Source organism: Pseudomonas putida W15Oct28, from assembly GCF_000708715.2.
Classification (GTDB): Bacteria; Pseudomonadota; Gammaproteobacteria; order Pseudomonadales; family Pseudomonadaceae; genus Aquipseudomonas; species Aquipseudomonas putida_R.
On record NZ_JENB01000015.1, the window covers coordinates 39,355 to 60,889 of the forward strand.

General features: G+C 62.8%; 20 protein-coding genes. 12 read left to right on the top strand and 8 right to left on the bottom strand.

Annotated features, from left to right (window positions below):
* Position 1: 1 nt before the first annotated feature.
* A complete protein-coding gene (gene nikA, locus AK81_RS12740) occupies positions 2 to 1,468 on the bottom strand; it encodes a nickel ABC transporter substrate-binding protein (RefSeq protein ID WP_430298142.1) in 1,467 nt (488 codons plus the stop codon).
* A gap of 195 nt (positions 1,469 to 1,663) precedes the next feature.
* On the opposite strand from nikA, the gene nikR reads away from it, so the two are divergent.
* The gene (gene nikR / locus AK81_RS12745; RefSeq protein ID WP_043199508.1) at positions 1,664 to 2,098 is read left to right on the top strand and encodes a nickel-responsive transcriptional regulator NikR; all 435 of its coding nucleotides are present in this window, start codon (positions 1,664 to 1,666) and stop codon (positions 2,096 to 2,098) included.
* Between the two features lie 64 nt (positions 2,099 to 2,162).
* On the opposite strand, the gene AK81_RS12750 is transcribed toward nikR, so the two are convergent.
* Positions 2,163 to 4,253, bottom strand: a complete 2,091-nt coding sequence (locus AK81_RS12750; protein ID WP_043199510.1) for a TonB-dependent siderophore receptor — start codon at positions 4,251 to 4,253, stop codon at positions 2,163 to 2,165.
* Positions 4,254 to 4,441: 188 nt separating this feature from the next.
* Between AK81_RS12750 and arfB the strand changes: the two genes are divergently transcribed.
* On the top strand, positions 4,442 to 4,855 hold the full coding sequence (gene arfB, locus AK81_RS12755; protein ID WP_043199629.1) for an alternative ribosome rescue aminoacyl-tRNA hydrolase ArfB: 414 nt from the start codon (positions 4,442 to 4,444) through the stop codon (positions 4,853 to 4,855).
* Between the two features lie 88 nt (positions 4,856 to 4,943).
* Positions 4,944 to 5,360 (top strand): hypothetical protein, encoded by a 417-nt coding sequence (locus tag AK81_RS12760; RefSeq protein ID WP_154100775.1) that lies wholly within the window; start codon positions 4,944 to 4,946, stop codon positions 5,358 to 5,360.
* A 578-nt stretch (positions 5,361 to 5,938) separates the two neighbouring features.
* Here AK81_RS12760 and AK81_RS12765 read toward each other — a convergent pair.
* On the bottom strand, positions 5,939 to 6,580 hold the full coding sequence (locus AK81_RS12765) for a 3-oxoacid CoA-transferase subunit B (protein ID WP_003251131.1): 642 nt from the start codon (positions 6,578 to 6,580) through the stop codon (positions 5,939 to 5,941).
* 8 nt (positions 6,581 to 6,588) lie between these two features.
* Positions 6,589 to 7,284, bottom strand: a complete 696-nt coding sequence (locus AK81_RS12770; protein ID WP_010954768.1) for a 3-oxoacid CoA-transferase subunit A — start codon at positions 7,282 to 7,284, stop codon at positions 6,589 to 6,591.
* Positions 7,285 to 7,531: 247 nt separating this feature from the next.
* On the opposite strand from AK81_RS12770, the gene AK81_RS30245 reads away from it, so the two are divergent.
* From AK81_RS30245 to AK81_RS12780, 3 genes are all read left to right on the top strand, one after another.
* On the top strand, positions 7,532 to 7,705 hold the full coding sequence (locus AK81_RS30245) for a hypothetical protein (RefSeq protein ID WP_193393759.1): 174 nt from the start codon (positions 7,532 to 7,534) through the stop codon (positions 7,703 to 7,705).
* Positions 7,706 to 7,747: 42 nt separating this feature from the next.
* Positions 7,748 to 8,143, top strand: a complete 396-nt coding sequence (locus tag AK81_RS12775) for a GNAT family N-acetyltransferase (RefSeq protein WP_050491871.1) — start codon at positions 7,748 to 7,750, stop codon at positions 8,141 to 8,143.
* 187 nt (positions 8,144 to 8,330) lie between these two features.
* Positions 8,331 to 9,209: a LysR substrate-binding domain-containing protein gene (locus AK81_RS12780; protein WP_043199512.1), complete on the top strand. Its 879-nt coding sequence runs from the start codon at positions 8,331 to 8,333 to the stop codon at positions 9,207 to 9,209.
* 166 nt (positions 9,210 to 9,375) lie between these two features.
* Here AK81_RS12780 and AK81_RS12785 read toward each other — a convergent pair whose 3' ends face one another.
* The gene (locus tag AK81_RS12785) at positions 9,376 to 10,596 is read right to left on the bottom strand and encodes an amidohydrolase family protein (RefSeq protein ID WP_043199513.1); all 1,221 of its coding nucleotides are present in this window, start codon (positions 10,594 to 10,596) and stop codon (positions 9,376 to 9,378) included.
* A 283-nt stretch (positions 10,597 to 10,879) separates the two neighbouring features.
* Here AK81_RS12785 and AK81_RS12790 point away from each other — a divergent pair, with 283 nt between their 5' ends.
* Positions 10,880 to 12,034, top strand: a complete 1,155-nt coding sequence (locus AK81_RS12790) for an MFS transporter (protein ID WP_043199514.1) — start codon at positions 10,880 to 10,882, stop codon at positions 12,032 to 12,034.
* A gap of 36 nt (positions 12,035 to 12,070) precedes the next feature.
* Here the strand turns inward: AK81_RS12790 and AK81_RS12795 are convergent, their stop codons facing one another.
* From AK81_RS12795 to AK81_RS12805, 3 genes are all read right to left on the bottom strand, one after another.
* The gene (locus AK81_RS12795; RefSeq protein ID WP_043199515.1) at positions 12,071 to 12,964 is read right to left on the bottom strand and encodes an SMP-30/gluconolactonase/LRE family protein; all 894 of its coding nucleotides are present in this window, start codon (positions 12,962 to 12,964) and stop codon (positions 12,071 to 12,073) included.
* A gap of 26 nt (positions 12,965 to 12,990) precedes the next feature.
* Positions 12,991 to 13,809 (bottom strand): NAD-dependent epimerase/dehydratase family protein, encoded by an 819-nt coding sequence (locus AK81_RS12800; RefSeq protein WP_043199516.1) that lies wholly within the window; start codon positions 13,807 to 13,809, stop codon positions 12,991 to 12,993.
* Positions 13,810 to 13,883: 74 nt separating this feature from the next.
* The gene (locus AK81_RS12805) at positions 13,884 to 14,609 is read right to left on the bottom strand and encodes an oligogalacturonate-specific porin KdgM family protein (protein ID WP_043199517.1); all 726 of its coding nucleotides are present in this window, start codon (positions 14,607 to 14,609) and stop codon (positions 13,884 to 13,886) included.
* Positions 14,610 to 14,949: 340 nt separating this feature from the next.
* Here AK81_RS12805 and AK81_RS12810 point away from each other — a divergent pair, with 340 nt between their 5' ends.
* The 5 genes from AK81_RS12810 to AK81_RS12830 all read left to right on the top strand — a co-directional run bounded on the left by AK81_RS12810 (position 14,950) and on the right by AK81_RS12830 (position 21,534).
* A complete protein-coding gene (locus tag AK81_RS12810; RefSeq protein WP_043199518.1) occupies positions 14,950 to 16,104 on the top strand; it encodes a mandelate racemase family protein in 1,155 nt (384 codons plus the stop codon).
* Positions 16,105 to 16,173: 69 nt separating this feature from the next.
* On the top strand, positions 16,174 to 17,784 hold the full coding sequence (locus AK81_RS12815) for an ABC transporter substrate-binding protein (RefSeq protein WP_043199519.1): 1,611 nt from the start codon (positions 16,174 to 16,176) through the stop codon (positions 17,782 to 17,784).
* 66 nt (positions 17,785 to 17,850) lie between these two features.
* The gene (locus AK81_RS12820) at positions 17,851 to 18,888 is read left to right on the top strand and encodes an ABC transporter permease (protein WP_043199520.1); all 1,038 of its coding nucleotides are present in this window, start codon (positions 17,851 to 17,853) and stop codon (positions 18,886 to 18,888) included.
* Between the two features lie 55 nt (positions 18,889 to 18,943).
* On the top strand, positions 18,944 to 20,554 hold the full coding sequence (locus AK81_RS12825; protein ID WP_016487990.1) for an ABC transporter substrate-binding protein: 1,611 nt from the start codon (positions 18,944 to 18,946) through the stop codon (positions 20,552 to 20,554).
* Positions 20,555 to 20,616: 62 nt separating this feature from the next.
* Positions 20,617 to 21,534, top strand: coding sequence for an ABC transporter permease (locus tag AK81_RS12830; protein WP_023047280.1), 918 nt, complete (start codon positions 20,617 to 20,619; stop codon positions 21,532 to 21,534).
* The last annotated feature ends 1 nt before the right edge of the window (position 21,535 follow it).

Below are 21,535 nucleotides of genomic sequence, written 5' to 3' on the forward strand. Positions count from 1 at the left end.
GTCAGTGTTCCTGCTTCGGCGTCATGGCCTCGAACGGCACATCGAACAATGTGCTGCCGAACTCGACGTGTTCAACCGAACTACGGCGCACGCTGATGGCGGTGAGGTGTGAGATGGGCAGGTACACCGCTTGTTCATGCAGGGTGGTGAGGATGAAGCGGTACTGCTCGGCGCGCTGTTTCTCGTCGGTGCTTGCCAGCACTTTGCCGATGCGTTGATCCAGCTCGTTCTTGATCGCCAGGCCGCGCTGGGCCATGTAGTCGGCGTGGCCGGCATAGCGCATGGAGCTGACGAACGAGTGCGGATCGTAGGGCGCGCCCCAAGTGTCGGCGAAGATCATGCCGAAATCGCCGTCGCGCTGCCTGCGTACCAAGGCACCTTCCTCAACGGCGCGCAGCTCGATGTGGATGCCGACCTTGGCCAGTTCGCCTTGCAGCACTTCTGCGAGGCTTTTTTGCAAGGCACTGGTGCCGAGGAACACCAGTTCGATCGAAAGCGGCTCCCCGCCCTTGCTGCGCACAGGGGCGCCGGGCGCGAGTGCCCAGCCGGCAGACTCCAGTGCTTGCTTCGCCTGAGCGGGGTCGTACGGATAAGGTTTCAGGCCGATGTCTGCATAGGGCATGTTGCGGGCGAACAGCGTGTCAGCCCGTGGCTCCAGGCCGTAGAGGATCTTGTCGATGATGGCCTGCTTGTTCACGGCCTCATTGATCGCCTGGCGCACTGCCAGGTCGCGGGTGGCGCCACGGCCGGTATTCATGGCCAGTGTACGGGTGGCCAGCGGTGCGGAAAGGGCAGTGGCGTAGCCCTGGTCGCGCAGGCGGACGAAGGTGCCGGCGGTGATCTCGCCAGCGGCACCCTGGATCAGCTCGACTTCACCGGCCTGCAGGGCCAGGGCACGGCTGTTTGGGTCGGGAATGACCTTCACCATGACTTCGTCGAAGGCCGGTTTCGGCCCCCAGTACAGGGGGTTGCGCACGAAGCGGTCGAATTCGCCCAGGCGTGATTCAGCGCGCATCCAGGGCCCGGTACCGACTGGCTGGCCAGGCTTGGTATCAACGGCGCCGAAGCGCAGCGGGCGAACTTGTGCCAGCTCCATCAGGGTCGGGTAGTAAGGGTGCTTGAGCACCAGGCGCAAGGTCAGGCGATCGGGGGCCTCGACATGCTCGAGGGTGCTGACCAGCTCCATCCAGCGATGGCGTTGCCTATTGGCCAGGACCGCGTCCAGGTTGGCCTTGGCAGCTGTGGAGTCGAACGGCGTGCCATCGCTGAAGCGCACCCCGTCGCGCAGGGTGAAGGTGTAGGTCTTGCCATCTTCGGAGACGTACCACCGGGTAGCCAGCCACGGCTCAACAGTGCCTGCGTGGGTGTAGCGCACCAGGGGCTCGTAAACCATGGCCTGGGCGTACATCTGATTGGGCGAGTAACCGCGCGGGTCAAGGGGGCCGGCGTTGACGGGCCAGGAGTACACCAGTGTCCGGCCTGGCGGCGTGGTGTCAGCGGCGTGAGCGAAAGCGCTCACTGCGAGGAAAAGGATGCCCCATAGGGCGGGCTTTTTTTTACCAGGCTGCTGCTTCACACTGCGTCCCCCACTTCAACGGAGGCCGTAGGCTAAAGAGCGGTGGGTATGATGTCTATGCAAAATCATCTTACTGGAAGTTACAAAATGCAACGGATCACCATCACGCTTGACGAAGAGCTGCTCGATCTCATCGACCGGCGGGTGGAGACTCAAGGCTATCAGGGGCGCTCGGAGGCGATTCGTGATCTGCTGCGCAATGGCCTGCGTGAAGCCGAGACCCAGCCGAACGATACGCCTTGTGTAGCAGTGGTCAGTTACTTGTACGACCACGCCACCCGTGAGTTGCCCAAACGGCTGAACCAGACCCTGCACGCTCACCATGACCTGACCCGCTCCACGCTGCATGTGCATCTGGACGCGGGCCATTGCCTGGAAGTGTCGGTGTTGCAGGGGGAAAGCGGCCCTGTTGGCGAGCTGGCCCGTCAGTTGATGGTCGAGCGTGGCGTAGAGCACGGTCACGTCCAGATCATGCCTTCACCGGTATCGGCCTGTTTGGCGGCGGGTAAGCACCACAAATAAAGTTTCAGCATGCAGCACCGGGGCTGCGCAGTGCTTCAGTGACAGGCGCATGCGTGGCCCTTTTTCAGAGGTTCAGGGTAAGGCTGACACTGAGGTTGCGCGGCTCACCGGGCATCACCCAGGCGCTGTTGTAGGCGCGCTCGTAGTATTTGCGGTCGAACAGGTTGTTCAGGTTCAGCCCGAGGGTTAACTGTTCGCTGGCTTTGTAATGGGCAAGCAGGTCGACGGTGCTGTAGGCGGGCAGGGTGAAGCGGCTGCCAGACTGCCCGGAGCGTTCACCCACATAGTTGAACGCGGCCCCCACATCTGACCCGCGCAGTGCGCCTTTCTGGAACTCGTACACGCCCAACAGGCTGCCGCTGTGGCGCGCGATACCGAGCAGGTCGCTGCCTGCGGGTACGGCGGCATCACCCTTGGTCACTTCAGCATCGATGTAGGCATACGCGCCGATGATGCGCAGGGCATCGCTGGCCTGGCCGCTGAACTGCAGGTCCAGGCCCTGGCTTCGTGCCTTGCCGGCGGCCACGCTGTCACCCAGCGCGTCGGTGGTGACGACGTTTTCCTTGTCGATGTGGAACAGGGCGACGGTGGCGCCGATACGGCTGTCGAACAGGTCGAGCTTCAGGCCGGTTTCATAGCCCAGGCCTTTCTCCGGCTTGTACACCTGGCCCTGCGTGCCGATGGTGTTGGGCTTGAACGAGGTCGAGGCGTTGGCAAACACGCCCACCTGCGGGGTCAGCTGGTAGAGCACGCCAGTGCGCGCAGTGGCGACATCCTTTTGCTGGCTGTTGCTGACACCCGTAGCGCGGTTCAGCGCGGTCTGCTCGAACCGTTCAAGGCGCACGCCGAGCAGGCCGCGCAGGCGTTCTGTGAAGGCGATCTGGTCCTGCAGGTTGAGGGCATAGCTTTCGGTATGTTCGTGGAAGTCGTTGGCCCGGGTCAGCGTCGGCTTGGGCTGGCCGTACACAGGGTTGTAGATATCCAGCCCATACTCCCGCAGCGTCGCGCTTTGCGGGTACTTCTGGCTGTTGCGGTAGTTCTCGTATTCCAGGCCCGCGAGCGTCTGATGTTGCCAGCCGGCCCAGTCGAAGCTGCCGTGCAGTTCGGCCTGGGTAATGCTGTCGTTCCATTCGAAATCGCGCTCGCGGTAGAAGCGGGTAATGGTGGTGCCGATCAGGGCCTGGGGCTCGGAGCTTGCGCCCTTCAGCGTGCCTTGGGTGTAGTGGTTGGCCAGGCGCAGTTTCAAGGCGTCGTTCAGGTAGTGCTCGAGTGCCAGGTCGATGGTCTGGTTATCGTTGCGGATCTGCCCGTCGTTCGGCTCGCCCATGAACGTCGAGCGCTTGACCGAGCCCAACTCGCCATTGACTGCCGGGATGCCGCGGTCGAACACCGTTTCGGTGCGGGAAAATTCGGTGTCCAGCAACAGTCGGGTATCGGGCGAGAGCTGCCAGCTCAACGACGGGCTGATGATGCGCCGCTGGCTGTCGACATGGTCGCGAAAACTGCCGTTGTCCTCGACGGCCATGTTCACCCGCCCCAGCAGGTTGCCTTGGCTGTCGAGCGGCGAGTTGACGTCGAGGCTGCTGCGGTAGCGGTCCCAGGTGCCGGCGCTGACGCTCAGGTTGCTGAACGCCTCGGCCTCGGGGCGCTTGCTCACGATGTTGACCAGGCCGCCCGGGTCGCCGCGCCCGTACAGGCTGGCCGCAGGGCCCTTGAGCACCTCGATGCGTTCGATGCTTGCAGCGTCGGGCGCGCTGTAGCTGCCACGGTTGATGGCGAAGCCGTTTTTGTACAACTCGCCGGTGGTGAAGCCGCGCACGCTGTAGTTGAGAAACGTCAGGCCACCGAAATTGTTCTGCCGCGAAACGCCGCCGGCGAAATCCAGCGCGCGGTCGATGCGCGTGGTGTTGAGGTCCTTGAGCACCTGGGCGGGCACCACGTCGATGCTCTGCGGGGTGTCGCGGATGTCGGTGTCGGTCCGCGTTGCAGTGGCCGAGCGTGTCGCGCGGTAGCCCTGTACCGGGCCATCGGCGCGCTCCTCGAGGTAGGAATCGGTGATCGAAAGTTCGTCCAGTGTCAGGGGTTGCGCCGCCGAGACCGGTTGCCCGATAAGTCCCAGGGTGAAGCCTGCCAGCAGCGGTGCACGATGTTTCAAGGTAGAGCCTCCAAAGTAGATGTAATAACATAACATTAGAGATTTGAAGAAATCCAGCCCCGACAGTTACGTTGCTGCGTGCACAGGTCAGCAACGCGCGACTTGCGCGCTGATTCAGGAAATTGTGTGTTGGCCTATGGGTGAGCGGCGCATCCGGTGATAATGGGGGCAATGACAAGGGCCATACCATGCTGATCATCTCCAATAACGTGCATCTGCCGGATGCCGAAATCGAGCTCACATACATCCGCGCGCAAGGCGCGGGTGGGCAGAATGTCAACAAGGTGTCCAGCGCCGTGCACCTGCGTTTCGACATCCCGGCCTCGTCGTTGCCCGAGTTCTACAAGGAACGGTTGCTGGCGCTGCGTGACAGTCGCATCACCGGCGACGGTGTGTTGATCCTCAAGGCCCAGCAGTACCGCACCCAGGAGCAGAACCGTGCTGACGCACTGGCGCGTCTCGCCGAGTTGATCATCGCTGCCGGCAAGACCGAGAAGAAACGCCGCCCCACCAAGCCGACCCTTGGCTCGAAGACCCGGCGCCTCGACGGAAAAGCCAGGCGGGGCACTGTGAAGGCGGGTCGGGGCAAGGTGGATTTCTAGTGCTGGGGATTCAGATATCGCCTGAGTGAGCACTGTAGAGCAGGGGTCTCCTACACCACCTGCCGGCTGTAACTTTCGGTTGTTTTCGATGTCCGATCTTTCCGATGCCGAACCTGGGGAACTGCCTCAGGTAGCGTCCACTATTGATGAAAAGGAGCTTCGAATGTTCTCAGCACGGATTACCGCCGTTTCGCTTTGCCTGGCTACCTTGGGCATGGCCAGTGCGGCCCTCGCCGATTCGAAGGCCGAAAATCACAAAACTGCCGTGACGATCCTCGCCATGGAGCAGGTATGCAACAAGGCCATCCCCGCGTTGAACGGTAGTGTTGATAACGCTTTGGCCAACGAACCGATGGACGATGCTTTGAAGGCCGAGATCATGGCGGTGCGCTCGGCACCGGGCGGCAAGAATGAAATCGATGATATGGCTAACAGGCTGTCGGGTTCGCCGTTGTCGGCAATGGTGGTGGAGCAGGGCACTTGCAAGATGTACTCTGCCAAGTAGGCCTTTTGAAGCTTTACGCTTGCGCCATTTCGTAGGTCTTGGTCAGGTGGTCTATCATCACGAACACTTGGCGGGCGCCTCCAGGTATTGCACTGCTTTCGATGCTGGCGCATCAACCTGTAGGAGCGGCCTTGTGTCGCGAAAGAGCCGCAAAGCGGCCCCCGGATTTTAGCGTTACATCAACTATTGCTGGGGCTGCTTTGCAGCCCTTTCGCGACACAAGGCCGCTCCTACAAAGGTCCGCGATAGCGTGTAAGTCAACATTTTTTGATGGGGTAGCCTGCTGTGGTCGCGGGCTGAAATGGGGTGAGGCTTGGGGGTGTGGCTTTTGCTCAAGGCCATGGGGGCTGCTGTGCAGCCCATCGCAGGCAAGCCAGCTCCTACAGGTATTGCATAGCTTTCGAGGCTGGCGCATCAACCTGTAGGAGCGGCCTTGTGTCGCGAAAGGGCCGCAAAGCGGCCCCCGGATTTTAGCGTTACATCACCTATTGCTGGGGCTGCTTTGCAGCCCTTTCGCGACACAAGGCCGCTCCTACAAAGGTACGCGTAAGCCAGCAGATACCGTGTAAGCCAAAGGATCACTTGATCAGCGGCACACCGCTCAGCTTCTGCAACTCATCAAAATCGATGTCCGCGCAGATCTCGACCACTTTCAGCCCTTCAGGCGTCACTTCCAGCACGGCCAGGTCGGTGTAGATGCGGCTGACGCAAGCAATGCCGGTCAGCGGGTAGGTGCACTCGGGCACCAGCTTGCTTTCGCCGGTCTTGGTCAGGTGGTCCATCATCACGAACACCTGGCGGGCGCCGGTGGCCAGGTCCATCGCGCCGCCTACGGCCGGGATCGAGCCTTCGGCGCCGGTGTGCCAGTTGGCCAGGTCGCCCTTGACCGACACCTGGAAGGCGCCCAGTACGGCGATGTCCAGGTGGCCGCCACGCATCATCGAGAACGAGTCGGCGTGGTGGAAGAAGGCACCACCGGTCAGCAGGGTGACGTGCTGCTTGCCGGCGTTGATCAGGTCATCGTCTTCCTCGCCCGGCGCAGGGCTTGGGCCCATGCCCAGCAGGCCGTTTTCGCTGTGCAGGAACACTTCCTTGTCGCCCAGGTAGTTGGCCACCAAGGTGGGTGCGCCAATGCCCAGGTTTACGTAGGCGCCTTCCTGGATGTCTGCGGCCACGCGTTGGGCCATCTCGGTGCGGGAGAGCTTTTTGGTGATGGTCATAGCAGGCCTCAGACAGCTTTGGCGATCGAAGAAGCGGCAGCGCCGGTGACGGCAACCACACGCTGGACGAAGATACCCGGGGTGATGATGTGCTCCGGGTCCAGTTCACCGAGTTCGACAACCTGGTCGACCTGGGCGATGGCGGTCTTGGCGGCCATGGCCATGATCGGGCCGAAGTTACGGGCGGCCTTGCGGTAGGTCAGGTTGCCCCAACGGTCACCCTTGTGCGCCTTGATCAGTGCGAAGTCGGCGTGCAGCGGCATTTCCAGCACGTACATGCGGCCGTCGATTTCACGGGTTTCCTTGCCTTCGGCAAGCAGGGTGCCGTAGCCGGTCGGCGAGAAGAACGCACCGATGCCCGAACCCGCGGCGCGTATACGCTCGGCCAGGTTGCCTTGCGGTACCACTTCCAGCTCGATCTTGCCGGCGCGGTACAGTTCGTCGAACACGTAGGAGTCGGACTGGCGCGGGAACGAGCAGACCACCTTGCGCACGCTGCCCGCCATGAGCAGGGCGGCCAGGCCGATTTCGCCGTTGCCGGCGTTGTTGCTGATAATGGTCAGGTCGCGGGCACCGGTTGCGATCAGGCCATCGATCAGCTCGGACGGCATGCCGGCAGTGCCGAAGCCACCGACCATGATGGTCGAACCGTCGGTGATCCCTTCCACCGCGCTGGCGATGGACTCGTACGTTTTATTGATCAAGGCGAGCTCCTGGTTGTTCCTGGAGTGTGGTTGTCGGGCTGGCCGGCGCGTGTGAGGCGATGGGGCCAATCAGCGCTTAAAATTGTTTGCTGACATTCGCTATAGCGTGCCGCAAGATAGGGCAACAGTAGAGGGGGTTTAGCGGAATTTGTGCGATTATCGAACTGTTGTGCGATATGCGAGCAGTTCTGAGGGCCTGTTTGCGTCCATAAGGCCCGACCTCCGCTGAGCTCATCTGGAAGACGAAATGAATAAACTGATTCTCCCTGTCGCCATCTTCGTAAGCGTCATTGCCGCTGGGAAACTATCCGAGCACTTCGGCCTGGAAGGCGGCTGGAAAATAGGCGTGCTGTGCCTGGTGGCAGGTGCTGTTCAAATCGTGGTTACGCGCTTTCAACGACCCTCCCGCAAAAACGCCTGATCGTAAGCACTGCGCTGCGCCCGAGTATGCAAGGAGACCACCATGATCCGGCTGGCCATAGCCACTGATGAGCCAGAGGTCAGGCAGTGCGCCGAACAGGCCTACGCCCGCTATGTGCCACTGATCGGGCGCAAGCCAGCCCCGATGACCGCAGACTTTGCCCGGCAGATCGCACAAGGCGTGGTCTACGTTGCGACGGATGACCAGTCGACCTTCCAGGGCTTCATTGTGTTCTATGCCGAACCGGGGCACATGCTGCTGGAAAACGTGGCAGTCCTGCCCAGTGCCGCCGGGCGTGGTGTAGGCAAGGCGCTGATCGGCTTCTGTGAAGATGCCGCCCGGCAGCGTGGGATAAACGCCGTGCATCTCTACACCAACGAGATGATGACCGAGAACCTCTCCATTTACCCCAGGCTCGGTTATGTGAAGGTGGGGTAGCGCACGGAAGACGGTTTCAAGCGCGTTTACTTCGAAAAAGCCCTCGTACCCTAAAAGCCCGTGTTCGCGGTCAATAGACGTCACTTGTGCACGCGTACAAAGCGCATCCCGCGTCAGGGCAATGCGTAATGCATGCCTGCTTCAGGCATCATGCAGCAAGCCCCATTCCAAAAGCTGAACCCGCCAAATGTCAGAATCCACCAACCCCAATCGAGCCATCTACGACCTGGACATGCTCCGCACCGTGGTCATGGTGGCCGACTGCGGTAGTTTCACCACCGCCGCAGCCCGCCTGCATTCCACCCAGTCCACGGTCAGCCAGAAGGTGCGCAGGCTGGAGGAACTGGTCGGCCAGCAACTGCTCGACCGCAGTAACCGCGAAGTGCACCCGACGGATGCCGGTGAAACCCTGCTGCGTTACGCACGGCATTTGCTGGCGGTGAGCAATCAGCTGACCGAGGCCATGTCGGGCGGGGTGACGGTGACCGTGCGCATTGGCCTGCCGGACGATTTTGTCGCGGGCAAGACGATGCAGGCGTTGGCAGCGTTCAACCGGCGCAACCCGACGGTGAAGCTGGAGATTACCGGTGGGTTGAGCCGCGATTTGATGAGCACCTACGACCGTGGCGAACTGGACCTGGTGTTGATCAAGCAGCGGCGCCACAGCCGCGAGGCGAATGCCTGCCAGCCGGAGCGCATCGAGTGGATCGACAGTGCGCAGTACCCGTGTTTTGCCCAGGACCCGATTCCGCTGGTGACCTTTCCGCCGCGCGGTTTGTACCGGGATGACATGATCAGCGCAGTCGAGGCCATGGGGCGGAGTTGGCGTATTGCTTTCACCAGTTCTAGCCTGGCAGGGATTCAGGAAGCGGTGGCCAATGGCCTGGGGGTGAGCCTGTTGCCCTCGCGGGTGGTGACGGCAGGGCATCGGGTGCTGGGGGCAGAGGAAGGGTTCAAGCCGATCAAAGTGTTTGAGGCGGCAATCTTTCACCGGCCTACGGCGGATCCGTTGGTCATGGAACTGGCTGAGATTTTGATTGGCATTTTGCGGGCTGAGGCAGAGTAAGTCTTGGTCTAGTGGCTGTCAGTCAGGGCCCCGGGGAAAGCCATGCAGCCCATCGCCGGCAAGCCAGCTCCCACAGATACTGCGCTGATCTTCAGCATGGTGCGGTTCCTGTGGGAGCTGGCTTGCCGGCGATGGGGCGCAAAGCGGCCCCAGGGTTTTTTGCCTGTCAGTGGCGGCGAAGTTCGGTAGCAAACTGCGCGGCCTTCAGCTGCAACTGCGCAGGCCCGCCCCAGAACGCGCCGTGGCGCACGATCACCCGGTCATGAATGGCCGCCGCTACCGCCGCAGCGGCGTTCGGTGCCTTGAACAGCACGAAGCTGGCTTCGTTACCCACCTTCAAGCCGTAATCCTGTTTGCCGATCACCCCGGCACTGGCTTCGGTCGCCATGTGCAGCGCTACCCGCAGTTCCTCATCGGTGTTGAAGCCCGAGCGGTAGCTGACCAGCATGGCCCGCTGCAGCATGTCGCCATTGCCGTAGGGCCACCAGGCGTCCTGGATGTTGTCGTTGCCGGTAAATACCCGCACGCCGCCGTTACGCAGGCGCAGCACGGGTGGGAAGGCGTGTTCGCCGGGGGCGTTGGTCATGATGGATATGCCGGCGCCCGCCAGTACTTCGGCGGTGCGGTCGACTACGTCATCTGAGACGTCGCCCAGGCCATAGGCGTGGCTGACCGCCACCAAGCCTTGCATGCCCAGTGCCTGGGTGCGCGCGGCGATGCGGTCGAGTTGGGCGATGCAGATGTCGCCGGGTTCGTGCAGGTGGATGTCGACCTTCACACCATGCCGCTCGGCGATGCCGAACACGATGTCCAGCTGGGCGTCGGCGTCGCCGTCCAGGGTGGTCGGGTCGATGCCGCCGACTACCTGCACGCCTTCGCGGATGGCCGCTTCCATCACTTCAGCGGTACCGGGGCAGCTCACCACGCCGGCTTGGGGGAAGGCCACCAGCTCGATGTCGATCAGGTCTTTCCACTTGTCCCGGGCTTCGAGAATGGCGTGCAGGTTGGTCAGGCCGGTGGTGGCGTCCACGTCCACATGGCAGCGCATGGCCAGGGTGCCGAATGAGGCGGCCTGGCGGATCAGCGCATCGGCGCGTTCGACGATGGGCGGGGCGCTGGCGAGTTCGCGCTTTTCCACGGCCAGGCGTTCGCGCAGGCTGGCGACCGGTTGGTGCGGGCGCCAGCAGTCGCCGACGAAGCTTTTGTCCAGGTGGATGTGGCCGTCGACAAAGCCTGGCAGTACCAGCAGGCCTTCGAGGTCGATGGTTTCGCGGGCCGCAGTGCTGGCGCGTTGTGGGCCGATGTGGGTGATGCGCCCGTTGGTTACGGCAATGTGCAGGGGCAGGCCATCGGCGTCGATGGCGTTGATGAACTCACGGTCGTTCATGATCGGGCCTTTTTTACTGAGGCTTGGGTGACGTACCACGGTAGGGGGGATGCCGACAGGTCTCCAATTAATTATCAGGATCGGGTGCAGTGCATTTCTGGATGCAGGCCAAGGAAGTTTGGCGTGCATTAAAAAGCCCACTGAAGTCGATTCCGATAATTAACTTTCAAAGCCTTCGATCTCGGCCCACGATTGCCCACGAGACCCGCCCAGCCGCCAGCTACGGCGCCTTCCAGGGCAGGTTGCCACACACAATAAAAACAAATGCCGTGTCGGAGTCCCCATGACGCAAGATTCCAAGCTGCTGCGTGCCGCGCTGATTTTCATTGCCTGTACTTCCTTCATCGTCTGTGGCGTGCAACCCATCTTCATGGGCCTGGTCACAGAGCAACTGAGCCTGTCACTCGACCAGCAGGGCTGGGTGGTGTCGGTCGAAATGATCGGCATGACCCTGGGCACCTTGCTGTGCCCGGTGCTGATGAAGCGCCATGGCGGGCGCAGCCTGTGCCTGTTCGTGGGCGCGCTGTGCGTGGCCCTGAGCATCGCGACCGCCTTTGCCACCACCAATAACATGCTGCTGATCGTGCGCCTGGCGGCCGGTGCCTGTGCGGGGCTGGTGTATGCCTACGCGGTGTCCACGCTGGGGCGCTTGCCCAACCAGGACCGTTCGTTCGGGTTGATGCTGTTGCTGCAAACGCCAGAGTACTCGCTGTTTTCCGCAGCGTTGCCGTTGCTGGCCGCGCAGAGTGGCACGGTAACCGCCTTGTGCGCGTTCGGCCTGTGGTACTTGCTGATCTGCGGCGCCAGCCTGGTGCTGCCGCGTCGCCCGGCGGCGTTGCTGGCCAATGGCGAAGCCTCGCCTGCCCAGGGTGGTTCGGCGCGCACCGGGCGCACTGCGTTGGTGGGCATGCTGTTCATGCAGATCGCCATCTACTGTGTGTGGGGCTTTATCGACCAGTTGGCGCGAGACCAGGGCATCAGCGGGGTGGATATCGGCTGGGCGTTCGGCCTGTCGGCCCTGGGTGGTTTGCCGGGGGCGGGGCTGCCTAGCCTGTTGGGTGCGCGGGTCAATCGCCAATTGATGATCGCCGTGGGGCTGGTGGCGGTGTTCATTTCCATCGCCATGCTCACGGGCCATACCCGCACGCCGATGCAGTTGTTCGTCGCGTTGCTGCTGATCAACTTTGGCTGGGTGCTGTCGCTGTCGTACTACATGGCGTTGATTACCACCAACGACCCGACTGGCAAGCTCACGCCGCTGGTCAGCATCACGTTGATGGGGGCCGCAGCGGTGACGCCGGCACTGATTGCCATGCTGGTGGAGGGCTCCAACCAGCAGCTGATTTTCCTGTTAGGTACCGGGGCGTTGGTGATTGCCTTTGCGGTCACTTGCCTTGGGGCAGGGCGCAGGGGGATGTCCAGCAAGGCTGCTTACTGAACATACCCCTGGTGGCAGCCACTGCCGGCCCAGGCTTCAGCCCCCGGCAATCGGCTCCGGCAAGCCTTTTACGCCGGGGTTGAGCGCGAACACGCCGCCGGCCAGTGGCTGGTCGCTCAGGTCGATGCCTTGTGGGCGGATCGACGTCACGAACAGCGTCTCCAGCTGTGGGCCGCCGAATGCGCACATGGTCGGTTTCTTTACCGGTAGCGGCAGGGCGCGGTCCAGTTGCCCTTCGGGGGTAAAGCGCAGTACCTGGCCGGCATCGATCGCGCAGATCCAGTAGCAACCTTCGGCATCTACCGCAGCCCCGTCCGGTCGGCCGGGGTGCTGGTTCATGTCGACGAATAGTCGGCGGTTGTGCGGTGTGCCGCTGTCGATGTCGTAGTCGAAGGCCCAGATCAGCTGCACGCTGGGGTGTGAGTCGGAGACATACAGTGTTTTGCCGTCCGGGCTGAACGCCATGCCGTTGGGCACGATCAGCTTGTCCAGTCGTGCTTGCAAGGGCTTTACGGTTGCGTCCGCCGTCGCGTCATATCGGTAAAGCGCACCCACCGGCTCGGCGCCCATGTTTGTTTGCATCGTACCGGCCCAGAAGCGCCCCTGGCGGTCGCAACGCCCGTCATTAAAACGCATGCCGGGCCTCGCGTGTTCGACGCTGGCGCGCTTGTCGGCAACCAGGCGACCGTCAGCCTGGGGGGTGAGGTGGAAGACCCCGCTCTCCATGGCGCCAAGCCAGTGGCCTTGCTGGCTGCGGACGATGCAGCCGAGCATTTCGTCTGCGGCCCAGTGATGGGTCTGGCCGTCTGGTTGCCAGCGGTGCAGGCGGCCTGCCGGTATATCCACCCAGTACAAGGCATTTTCCTGCGAGTGCCAGACCGGGCTTTCGCCTGTGGCATTGCGTGCGTCGGTAATCAGTTCGGCTGTCATGGAAAAATTGCGCACTCCATCAGGGTTTAGTCGCCAAAAGGGCCGGCAGCGGTGAAGGCGCCACCTTGCAGGTGAGCCGTCGGGTCATCTGTGGCGGGCTTTGGCTGCTGCTCCAGAGCCGGGCGGAAGCGCTCGGCACTGTCTTTCGGATTGAAGTCCAGGTGTGCGGCATGGCGGTTGTTCCACCAGAGGTCGCGGTTGGCCGAGACGCCGTACACCACGGTATGGCCGACGTTTTCGGCAAGCAATGCGCGCTCTACCAGGTGCGCCAGGTCGCCGTAGCTAAGCCAGGTGGACAGCATGCGCACATTGCGTGGTTCGGGGAATGAAGAGCCGATGCGCAGGCTGACGGTTTCGATGCCGTAGCGGTGGAAGTAGAACGTGGCCAGGTCTTCGCCGTAGGCCTTCGACAGCCCGTAGTAGCAGTCTGGTCGGCGCGGCGAATGCGCATCTACCTGTTCGCCTTGGGGGTAAAAGCCGGTGACATGGTTCGAGCTGGCGAACACCACGCGCTTGATGCCGTGCTTACGGGCCGCCTCATAAATGTGGAAGGTGCCGACGATGTTGGCTTGCAGAATCTCTTCGAAGGCGCGCTCGGTGGAGATGCCGCCCAGGTGCACGATGGCGTCCACATCCTGGGCCAGGGCCAATACGCCGGCCTTGTCGGCCAGGTCGCAGTTGATGACTTGCTCATGCTCGCCCGCAGCCGCGGCCATGGGGCTGATGTCTGATACGCGGACGATGTTGGCGTGTGCTTGCAGTGCTTCGCGAAGCGCTTGCCCGAGCCCGCCGGCGGCGCCGGTGAGCAGTAGGCGGTTGAAGGGTTTGCGGGTGGTCGTGGTCATTGTCGGATGCCTTTTACTGAAACTGCATGTGGGTGCCGTGGTGCAACGACACCGGCATGGTCGGGCGTTTGCCCTTACAGGAAGTTGTACTGGATACCCAGGCGCCAACGGGCCTGGCGATCGTCGGTGTAGCTGTTGACCTTGATGTCACCCACTTCCATGAACGGCGCCCACTGTTTGTTGAGCTTGTACTTGATGATCAGGTTCTGCTCGTAGTCGCGCTTCTTGTTGTCGTAGCGGATGTAGTCGGTGGTGAAGTGGATGTACTGGTACTCGAATGCCCACGGGCCGCTGGGGGTATAGCCGAGCCAGCCTTCAAGGCGGGTGGTGTTCTGGTCGTCCTTGGCGCGGTCAGCCTTGCTGTGGTCGACCTGATCCCGGTCGAGGCTGCGTGCGTCGTGGCGTACGCGGGTGGCGACGTACCAGGTGTCGCTGAGTTTGTAGTTGTACTTCAAGCCGAACTTGTAGGTGGTCGCGTCCTTGGAGCTGTCCATCTGGAAGGCGGGAGTCCAGGTCGACTTGGGGCTCATCTTGTAGTTGTAGTCCACGGTGAACTCATGGCCGTTGTTGACCATGTTGTCGTAGGCGACGTCTTCGCGGTCGCCGGCAGTCTTGTATTTGATTTCTGCGGCAAACCCCAGGCCGCTGTCCTTGCGGTAGCTCAGCTTTATCCGGTCGGAGTGATTGCTGTCGTCTTCGGTGTACCCATGCCGGTAGTTGATGCTGGCGGAGTCCGCGCAGGCGTAGAACGACAAGCCGAGGGTACTGGCGGCGATAAGGCGGCGAAGTGTGTTGTTCATGCGATCTCTTTTTTTGTTTTTGTTGAGGACGTGATGAGGTGTGTTACCGGGGTGAGGTGGGTGCGGCGCTCCGTGATTTTTCAAATAAGTTATCGTACGACTCTGGGGCTGTCTACGAATTATTGAAATGTTGTCTGATCACTTTGTTTGAAGGCTCTGGTGCAGTGGTTTTGGCTTTATGTGTGCATTGTGATGGGGGTCACAGGGTGGGGTTTAGCAGGTTCATATCGACGATTTCGTCGGCTTGAAGAGGTGCTTTTCAAATGTTGTATGATGACGTAGGATTGCCCCCAGAGCGTGACTCACCCGCCACAAATCCAATAAGAAGGCTCAGACGTCCATGATCATTACTGCTGTAAACGTCCAGGTGTTTTCCTACCCCACGCGCCGCGCTGTAGACAGCGCCGGCCATGCCCATCCGGGCGACGTGACCCAGGCCAAGATGGCCTTGCTGCGAATCAGGACTGAGTGCGGCAACGAAGGCTTCGCCTTCGGCGCTCCCGAGCTGATCCGCCCGTATGTGCTGGATGGCTTCGTGCGCAAGGTGCTGGTCGGCGCCAATGCCTTCGACCGCGAAAAGATCTGGCACGACCTCGCCCACTGGCAGCGCGGCAGCGCAAGCCAGCTCACCGACCGCGCCCTGGCACTGGTCGAACAGGCCCTGTGGGACTGGGCCGGGCGCAAGCTCAAGGTGCCGGTGCACAAGCTCATCGGTGGCTACCGCGACAAGGTCCCGGCCTACGGTTCGACCATGTGCGGTGACGAGCTGCCGGGCGGCCTGTCGACCCCTGAAGAGTACGGCCGCTTCGCCGAGACCCTGGTCAAGCGCGGCTACAAGGCGATCAAGCTGCACACCTGGATGCCGCCGGTGTCGTTCGCCCCGAGCGTGAGCATGGACATCAAGGCCTGCGCCGCCGTACGTGAAGCGGTCGGCCCGGACATCGCGCTGATGATCGACGGCTATCACTGGTACAGCCGCACCGAAGCGCTGACCGTCGGCCGTGCCCTGGAGAAGCTGAATTTCGCCTGGTTCGAAGAGCCGATGATGGAAGACTCGGCCGAGTCCTACGCGTGGCTGGCCGGCCAGTTGGACATCCCCGTGCTGGGCCCGGAAAGCCTCGGTGGCAAACACCTGAGCCGCGCCAGTTGGGTCAAGAACGATGTCTGTGACATCCTGCGCGCCGGCGTTGCCGGGGTCGGCGGTATCGCCCCGTGCCTGAAGGTCGCGCACATGGCCGAAGCGTTTGGCATGGATTGCGAGATCCACGGCAACGGCGCGGCCAACCTGGCGGTGGTCGGCGCGATCAAGAACTGCACCTGGTACGAGCGCGGCCTGCTGCACCCGTTCCTCAACTATGACGAAGTACCGGCCTACCTCAAGCGCCTGGTCGACCCGATGGATGAAGACGGCTTCGTGCACCTCTCCGACTTGCCTGGCCTGGGGGAGGAGATCGACTTCGACTACGTCGAGACGAACACGCTGCAGAGCTTCTGATTCGTGCATGGCGGCACGCCTCGGTGCGTGCCGCCCGAGAGTCCAATAACTATAAAAAGGCTATCTCACATGAGCGTTCTCCCCAAATTCTGGGCGGGGGTCCTGGCCGCATCGCTGGCGATGACGTCGGTACCTGCCGCTTTCGCCAAGACCCCCGCCGACCAGTTGATCGTCGGCATGAGCATGATCAACCTGCTGTCGCTCGACCCGGCCGCCGCCACCGGCCTGGATGTCTCCGAGGTCAATGCCAACCTCTACGACATGCTGCTGGTGCAGGACGTCAAGCAGCCGGACCAACTGGTACCGGCCCTGGCGCAAAGCTGGCAGGTCAGCGACGACCGCAAGACCCTCACCTTTACGCTGCGCCCCGGCGTGACCTTCCAGTCGGGCAACCCGCTGACTGCCGAAGACGTCGCCTGGTCGTTGCAGCGCGTGCTCAAGCTCAATCTGGCCCTGGCCTCGACATGGAAGGCTTACGGCTTCACCGCCGGCAACGCCGCCCAGTACCTGCGCGCGACCGACGAGCACACCTTTGTCCTCGAACTGCCGCGGCCAACCGACCCGATGTTGGTGCTCAACACCCTGGCGACCTCGCCCAGCGCCTTTATCCTCGACCGCAAAGTGGTCCAGCAACACCAGAAGGGCGACGACATGGGCGGCGCCTGGCTGACCACCCACGCCGCCGGCAGCGGCCCGTTCATCCTCAATGACTGGCGCGCCAACGATGTGATCCTGATGAGCCGTTACGACGGTTACTGGGGTGGCCCAGCCAAGCTCAAGCGCGTCGTCATGCGCAACATGACCGAATCGCAGTCGCTGCGCCTGATGGTCGAGCGCGGTGACCTGGACCTGGCCAAGGGCATGTCCGCACCCGACATCGAAGCCCTGGAGAAGTCCGACCAGGTGCGCACCCAGACCGTGCAGCGCGGGACCCTCTACTACGTTGCCCTGAGCGTCAAGAACAAGCCCTACGATGACGCCCGCGTGCGCCGCGCGGTGCGTTCGCTGATCGACTACCAAGGCATCAACCAGACCGTCATGCCGCACTACGGCCAGCTCAACCAGCGCCCATTGCCGCTCGGCCTGCCGGCACGGCTGGACGATCCGGGCTACACCCTGAACGTCGCCGAGGCGAAAAAACTGCTGACCGAAGCCGGTTACCCGAATGGCTTCAAAACCACCATCCGCGTGCTCACCGAGCCGCCATTCATCAACATCGCCTCGAGCCTGCAGGCGACCCTGGCCCAGGCCGGCATCCAGGCGACCATCGTCACCGGCACCGGCAACCAGATCTACGGCGCCATGCGCGAACGCAGCTTCGACATCCTGGTCGGCCGCGGCGGTGGCGGGGCCGAGCGCCATCCGCATTCGAGCCTGCGGACCCTGGTGTACAACCCGGACAACCGCGACGAAGCCAAGCTGAGCAACTTCCAGGGCTGGCGCACGTCGTTCTACAGCCCCGAGCTGAACGCGTTGATCGAGCAGGCCGAAGTCGAGCCTGACAAGACCCGGCAACTGGCCCAGTACCAGCAAATCCAGAAGACCCTGGACGCGCAGGTGGGGGCGATCCTGCCGGTGTCGCAGATGACCGACACCGTGGTGGTCTACCACGATGTTCAGGATTACCAGACCCACAGTGCGGCCACCACCCGCTACAAAGACGTCTACAAGTCGCGATGAGCGGGAGCGGGGCGTGCGCGCCCCGAACGCCTCGGTGTTGGCTGAACGCATTTTCAGGAGCCTGTTATGTTAGTTTCGACTGCCTCTGTGCTGGGCACGCGCGTGTCTGGCACTGCCCGCCGGGCCAGCACGGTCCTGGTGACCCTGCTCGGTCTGTTGGCGCTGACCTTCTTCATTGGTCGGGTGATGCCGCTGGACCCGGTGCTGGCCGTGGTCGGTCCGGACGCCGACAGCTCCACCTACGACCAGGTGTACCGGGCGATGGGCCTGGACCAGCCGATCTGGGTGCAGTTCGGGCTGTACCTCAACGACCTGCTCCACGGTGATTTCGGCAACGCCCTGCTGACCGGCCACCCGGTGCTGGACGACATCAGGCGGGTGTTCCCGGCGACCATCGAGCTGGCCACCCTGGCGATCCTCTTCGGCATCGTCATCGGCTTGCCACTGGGCGTGGTCGCGGCCAGCAACCAGGGCCGCCTTGGCGACCATGTGGCACGGGTGATCACCCTGTTCGGTTACTCCACGCCGATCTTCTGGGTCGGCATGATGGGCCTGCTGGTGTTCTACGCCTGGCTCGGCTGGGCCGGCGGGGCAGGGCGCATCGACCTCGCCTACGACGGCATGGTGCCGGACATCACCGGCCTGCTGCTGATCGACACGGCCCTGGCCGGCGATTGGGAAGCCTTCACCAGCGCGCTGCGGCACATCGTCCTGCCGGGGCTGATCCTGGGTCTCAACTCGGTCGCCTACATCAGCCGCATGACCCGCAGCTTCATGCTTGAACAGCTGTCCCAGGAATACATCATCACCGCCCGGGTCAAGGGCCTGTCACGCCGCCAGGTGGTCTGGGGCCATGCGTTTCGCAACATCCTCGTGCAGCTGCTGACGGTGGTCGCTCTGGCCTACGGCTCGCTGCTCGAAGGCGCGGTACTGATCGAAACGGTGTTTGCCTGGCCCGGTTTCGGCCAGTACCTGACCAGCAGCCTGATGCTCGGTGACATGAACGCGGTGATGGGCTGTGTGCTGGTGATCGGGCTGATCTTCGTCGCCCTGAACCTGATCAGCGACGCCCTGTACAAGGTGTTCGACCCAAGGACCCGCTAAGCCCCGCGCGGCCAGCGCGAACACAGTGCATGACTATAAAAACAAGGACAGCCACATGAAAACTGTACTTCCGATCCTGCGCCTGAGCCTGCTGGGTGCGATGCTGGCACTGGGGCCGATGGCCGCCGTGCAGGCCAAGACCCCCGCCGACCAGTTGATCGTCGGCATGAGCATGGTCAACCTGTTCTCCATCGACCCGGCCAACGCCCCGGGCCTGGATGCCTCCGGGGTCAACGCCAACCTGTATGACACGCTGGTCAAGCGCGACCAGGGCAACCCGGAAAAACACCTGCCACAGTTGGCCGAACGCTGGGAGATCAGCGAAGACGGCAAGCAGGTCACCTTTCACCTGCGCAGCGACGTCAAGTTCCATTCCGGCAACCCGCTGACCGCCGAAGACGTGGCCTGGTCGCTGTACCGCGTGATGAAACTCAACTTCGGCCTGGCCACCACCTGGAAGGCCTACGGCTACAGCGTCGACAACATTCAGGGGCTGATCCGCGCCACTGACCCGCACACCCTGGTGGTCGAGCTGCCGCAGCCCGCCGACCCGCTGCTGCTGATCGACTCGCTGGCGATCTCGCCCAGCGCGGTCATCGTCGACCGCCAGGAAGCCCTGAAGCACGAGAAGGACGGCGACCTCGGCGCCGCCTGGCTGGTCACCAACGAGGCCGGCAGCGGCCCGTTCACCCTGACCAAGTGGAGCGCCAACGACGCCTTGGTGATGACCCGCTTCGACGGCTACTGGGCGGGCCCTGCAAAAATGAAGCGGGTGCTGGTGCGGCACATGACCGAGTCGCAATCACTACGGCTGATGCTCGAGCGCGGTGACCTCGACCTGGTCTACGGCATGGCCGCGCCAGACATCAAGGCCATCGAGCGCTCGCCCAAGCTGCAGGTGCAACCGCTGCAGCGCGGCACCATGTACTACGTGGCGATGAGCATGAAGCAGCCCGAATTCGCCAACCAGAAAGTCCGCGAAGCGGTGCGCAACCTGATCGACTACAAGGGCATCGACGAGCAGGTCATGCCGCACTACGGCATGCTCAACCAGCAGCCGATGCAGCTTGGCCTCGACGCCCGCCTGCCGGACCCGGGCTACAAGATGGATGTCGCCAAGGCCAAGGCGTTGCTCGCCGAAGCCGGCTACCCGCAAGGCTTCACCACCACCATCCGGACCTTGTCCGAGCCGCCGTTCATCGACATCGCCGCGCGCATGCAGTCGACGCTCGCCGAAGGCGGGATCAAGGCCAGCATCGTCACCGGCACCGGCAACCAGGTGTATGGCGCGATGCGCGCGCGCAACTTCGAGATGATCGTCGCGCGCGGTGCCGAGCGCTACCCGCACCCGTACTTCAGCCTGCGCACCTTTGTCTACAACCCCGACAACAGCGATAGCGCCGGCCTGCCCAACTTCCAGGGCTGGCGCGCGTCGTTCTTCGATCAACAGCTCAATGCGCTGATCGACCAGGCGGGCGTCGAGCGTGACGCCGCCAAGCGCGTGAGCCTGTACCACCAGGCCCAGCAGCGCTACGACCAGCAGGTCGGGCCGATCATGATGCTCTCGCAGATGACCGACACCGCGGTGAGCGCGGTGGACGTGAAGGGCTTTACCGGCGATGACGCCGAGGCGACCCGTTACCTGGGCGTCTACAAGCAACGCTGAACCTGTCCGGGGGCGCCTGCGGGCGCTCCGGGCGGCCATGATTTCACACCGAGAACATGCCGATGATTGCCAACATGTCTTCTACCCAAGCAAGCGCCAAGCCGCAGGCCGACACCACGCCGGCTTCCAGCCTCGACGCCTTTTACAAAAGCAGCCTGCGGGTGCTGCGCCACCTGTTGCGCAACCCGATGACCCTGGCCGGGCTGCTGGTGGCCGTGCTGCTGATCGTGGTCGCCACCTTCGCCCCGTGGATCGCCACCCATGACCCGGTGGTGCAGAACCTCGCCAACGCCCTGCAGGCCCCCGGTGCCGCGCACTGGTTCGGCACCGACGAATACGGCCGCGACATCTTCAGCCGGTTGGTCTACGGCTCACGCATCACCCTCTACATCATTACCCTGGTGACCGTTATCGTCGGGCCGATCGGGCTGTTCATCGGCACCGTGTCGGGCTACTACGGGGGCATCGTCGACACGGTGTTCATGCGCATCACCGACATCTTCATCTCGTTCCCCAGCCTGGTCCTGGCACTGGCGTTCATCGCTGCCCTTGGCCCTGGCCTGGAGCATGCCGTGGTCGCTATCGCGCTCACCTCGTGGCCACCGATCGCACGGCTGGCAAGGGCGGAAACCCTGTCGCTGCGCAAGGCCGACTTCGTTGTCGCGGTCGAGCTGCAGGGCGCCTCGTCGACGCGCATCATTTTGCGTCACATCGTGCCGATGTGCCTGTCGTCGGTGATCATCCGCCTGACCATGAACATGGCCGGGATCATCCTCACCGCCGCGGCGCTGGGCTTCCTCGGCCTTGGCGCACAGGCGCCGCTGCCGGAGTGGGGCGCGATGATCTCCACCGGTCGCCGCTACATGCTCGAATGCTGGTGGCTGGTGGCGGTACCGGGTGCGGCGATCATGCTGGTGAGCCTGGCGTTCAACCTGCTGGGCGATGGCCTGCGGGACATTCTCGACCCGCGTAGCGAGTAAC

Bases quoted from the DNA above. Each gene is read 5' to 3' on its own strand.
- arfB (WP_043199629.1), top strand. From the start codon at position 4,442: ATGCTGATCATCTCCAATAACGTGCATCTGCCGGATGCCGAAATCGAG.
- AK81_RS12785 (WP_043199513.1), bottom strand. From the start codon at position 10,596: ATGAACGACCGTGAGTTCATCAACGCCATCGACGCCGATGGCCTGCCC.
- AK81_RS12790 (WP_043199514.1), top strand. From the start codon at position 10,880: ATGACGCAAGATTCCAAGCTGCTGCGTGCCGCGCTGATTTTCATTGCC.
- AK81_RS12775 (WP_050491871.1), top strand. From the start codon at position 7,748: ATGATCCGGCTGGCCATAGCCACTGATGAGCCAGAGGTCAGGCAGTGC.
- AK81_RS12830 (WP_023047280.1), top strand. From the start codon at position 20,617: ATGATTGCCAACATGTCTTCTACCCAAGCAAGCGCCAAGCCGCAGGCC.
- AK81_RS12820 (WP_043199520.1), top strand. From the start codon at position 17,851: ATGTTAGTTTCGACTGCCTCTGTGCTGGGCACGCGCGTGTCTGGCACT.
- AK81_RS30245 (WP_193393759.1), top strand. From the start codon at position 7,532: ATGAATAAACTGATTCTCCCTGTCGCCATCTTCGTAAGCGTCATTGCC.
- AK81_RS12810 (WP_043199518.1), top strand. From the start codon at position 14,950: ATGATCATTACTGCTGTAAACGTCCAGGTGTTTTCCTACCCCACGCGC.
- AK81_RS12815 (WP_043199519.1), top strand. From the start codon at position 16,174: ATGAGCGTTCTCCCCAAATTCTGGGCGGGGGTCCTGGCCGCATCGCTG.
- AK81_RS12825 (WP_016487990.1), top strand. From the start codon at position 18,944: ATGAAAACTGTACTTCCGATCCTGCGCCTGAGCCTGCTGGGTGCGATG.
- AK81_RS12780 (WP_043199512.1), top strand. From the start codon at position 8,331: ATGTCAGAATCCACCAACCCCAATCGAGCCATCTACGACCTGGACATG.
- AK81_RS12800 (WP_043199516.1), bottom strand. From the start codon at position 13,809: ATGACCACGACCACCCGCAAACCCTTCAACCGCCTACTGCTCACCGGC.
- AK81_RS12765 (WP_003251131.1), bottom strand. From the start codon at position 6,580: ATGACCATCACCAAAAAGCTCTCCCGCACCGAGATGGCCCAACGCGTG.
- AK81_RS12760 (WP_154100775.1), top strand. From the start codon at position 4,944: ATGTCCGATCTTTCCGATGCCGAACCTGGGGAACTGCCTCAGGTAGCG.
- AK81_RS12795 (WP_043199515.1), bottom strand. From the start codon at position 12,964: ATGACAGCCGAACTGATTACCGACGCACGCAATGCCACAGGCGAAAGC.
- nikR (WP_043199508.1), top strand. From the start codon at position 1,664: ATGCAACGGATCACCATCACGCTTGACGAAGAGCTGCTCGATCTCATC.
- AK81_RS12805 (WP_043199517.1), bottom strand. From the start codon at position 14,609: ATGAACAACACACTTCGCCGCCTTATCGCCGCCAGTACCCTCGGCTTG.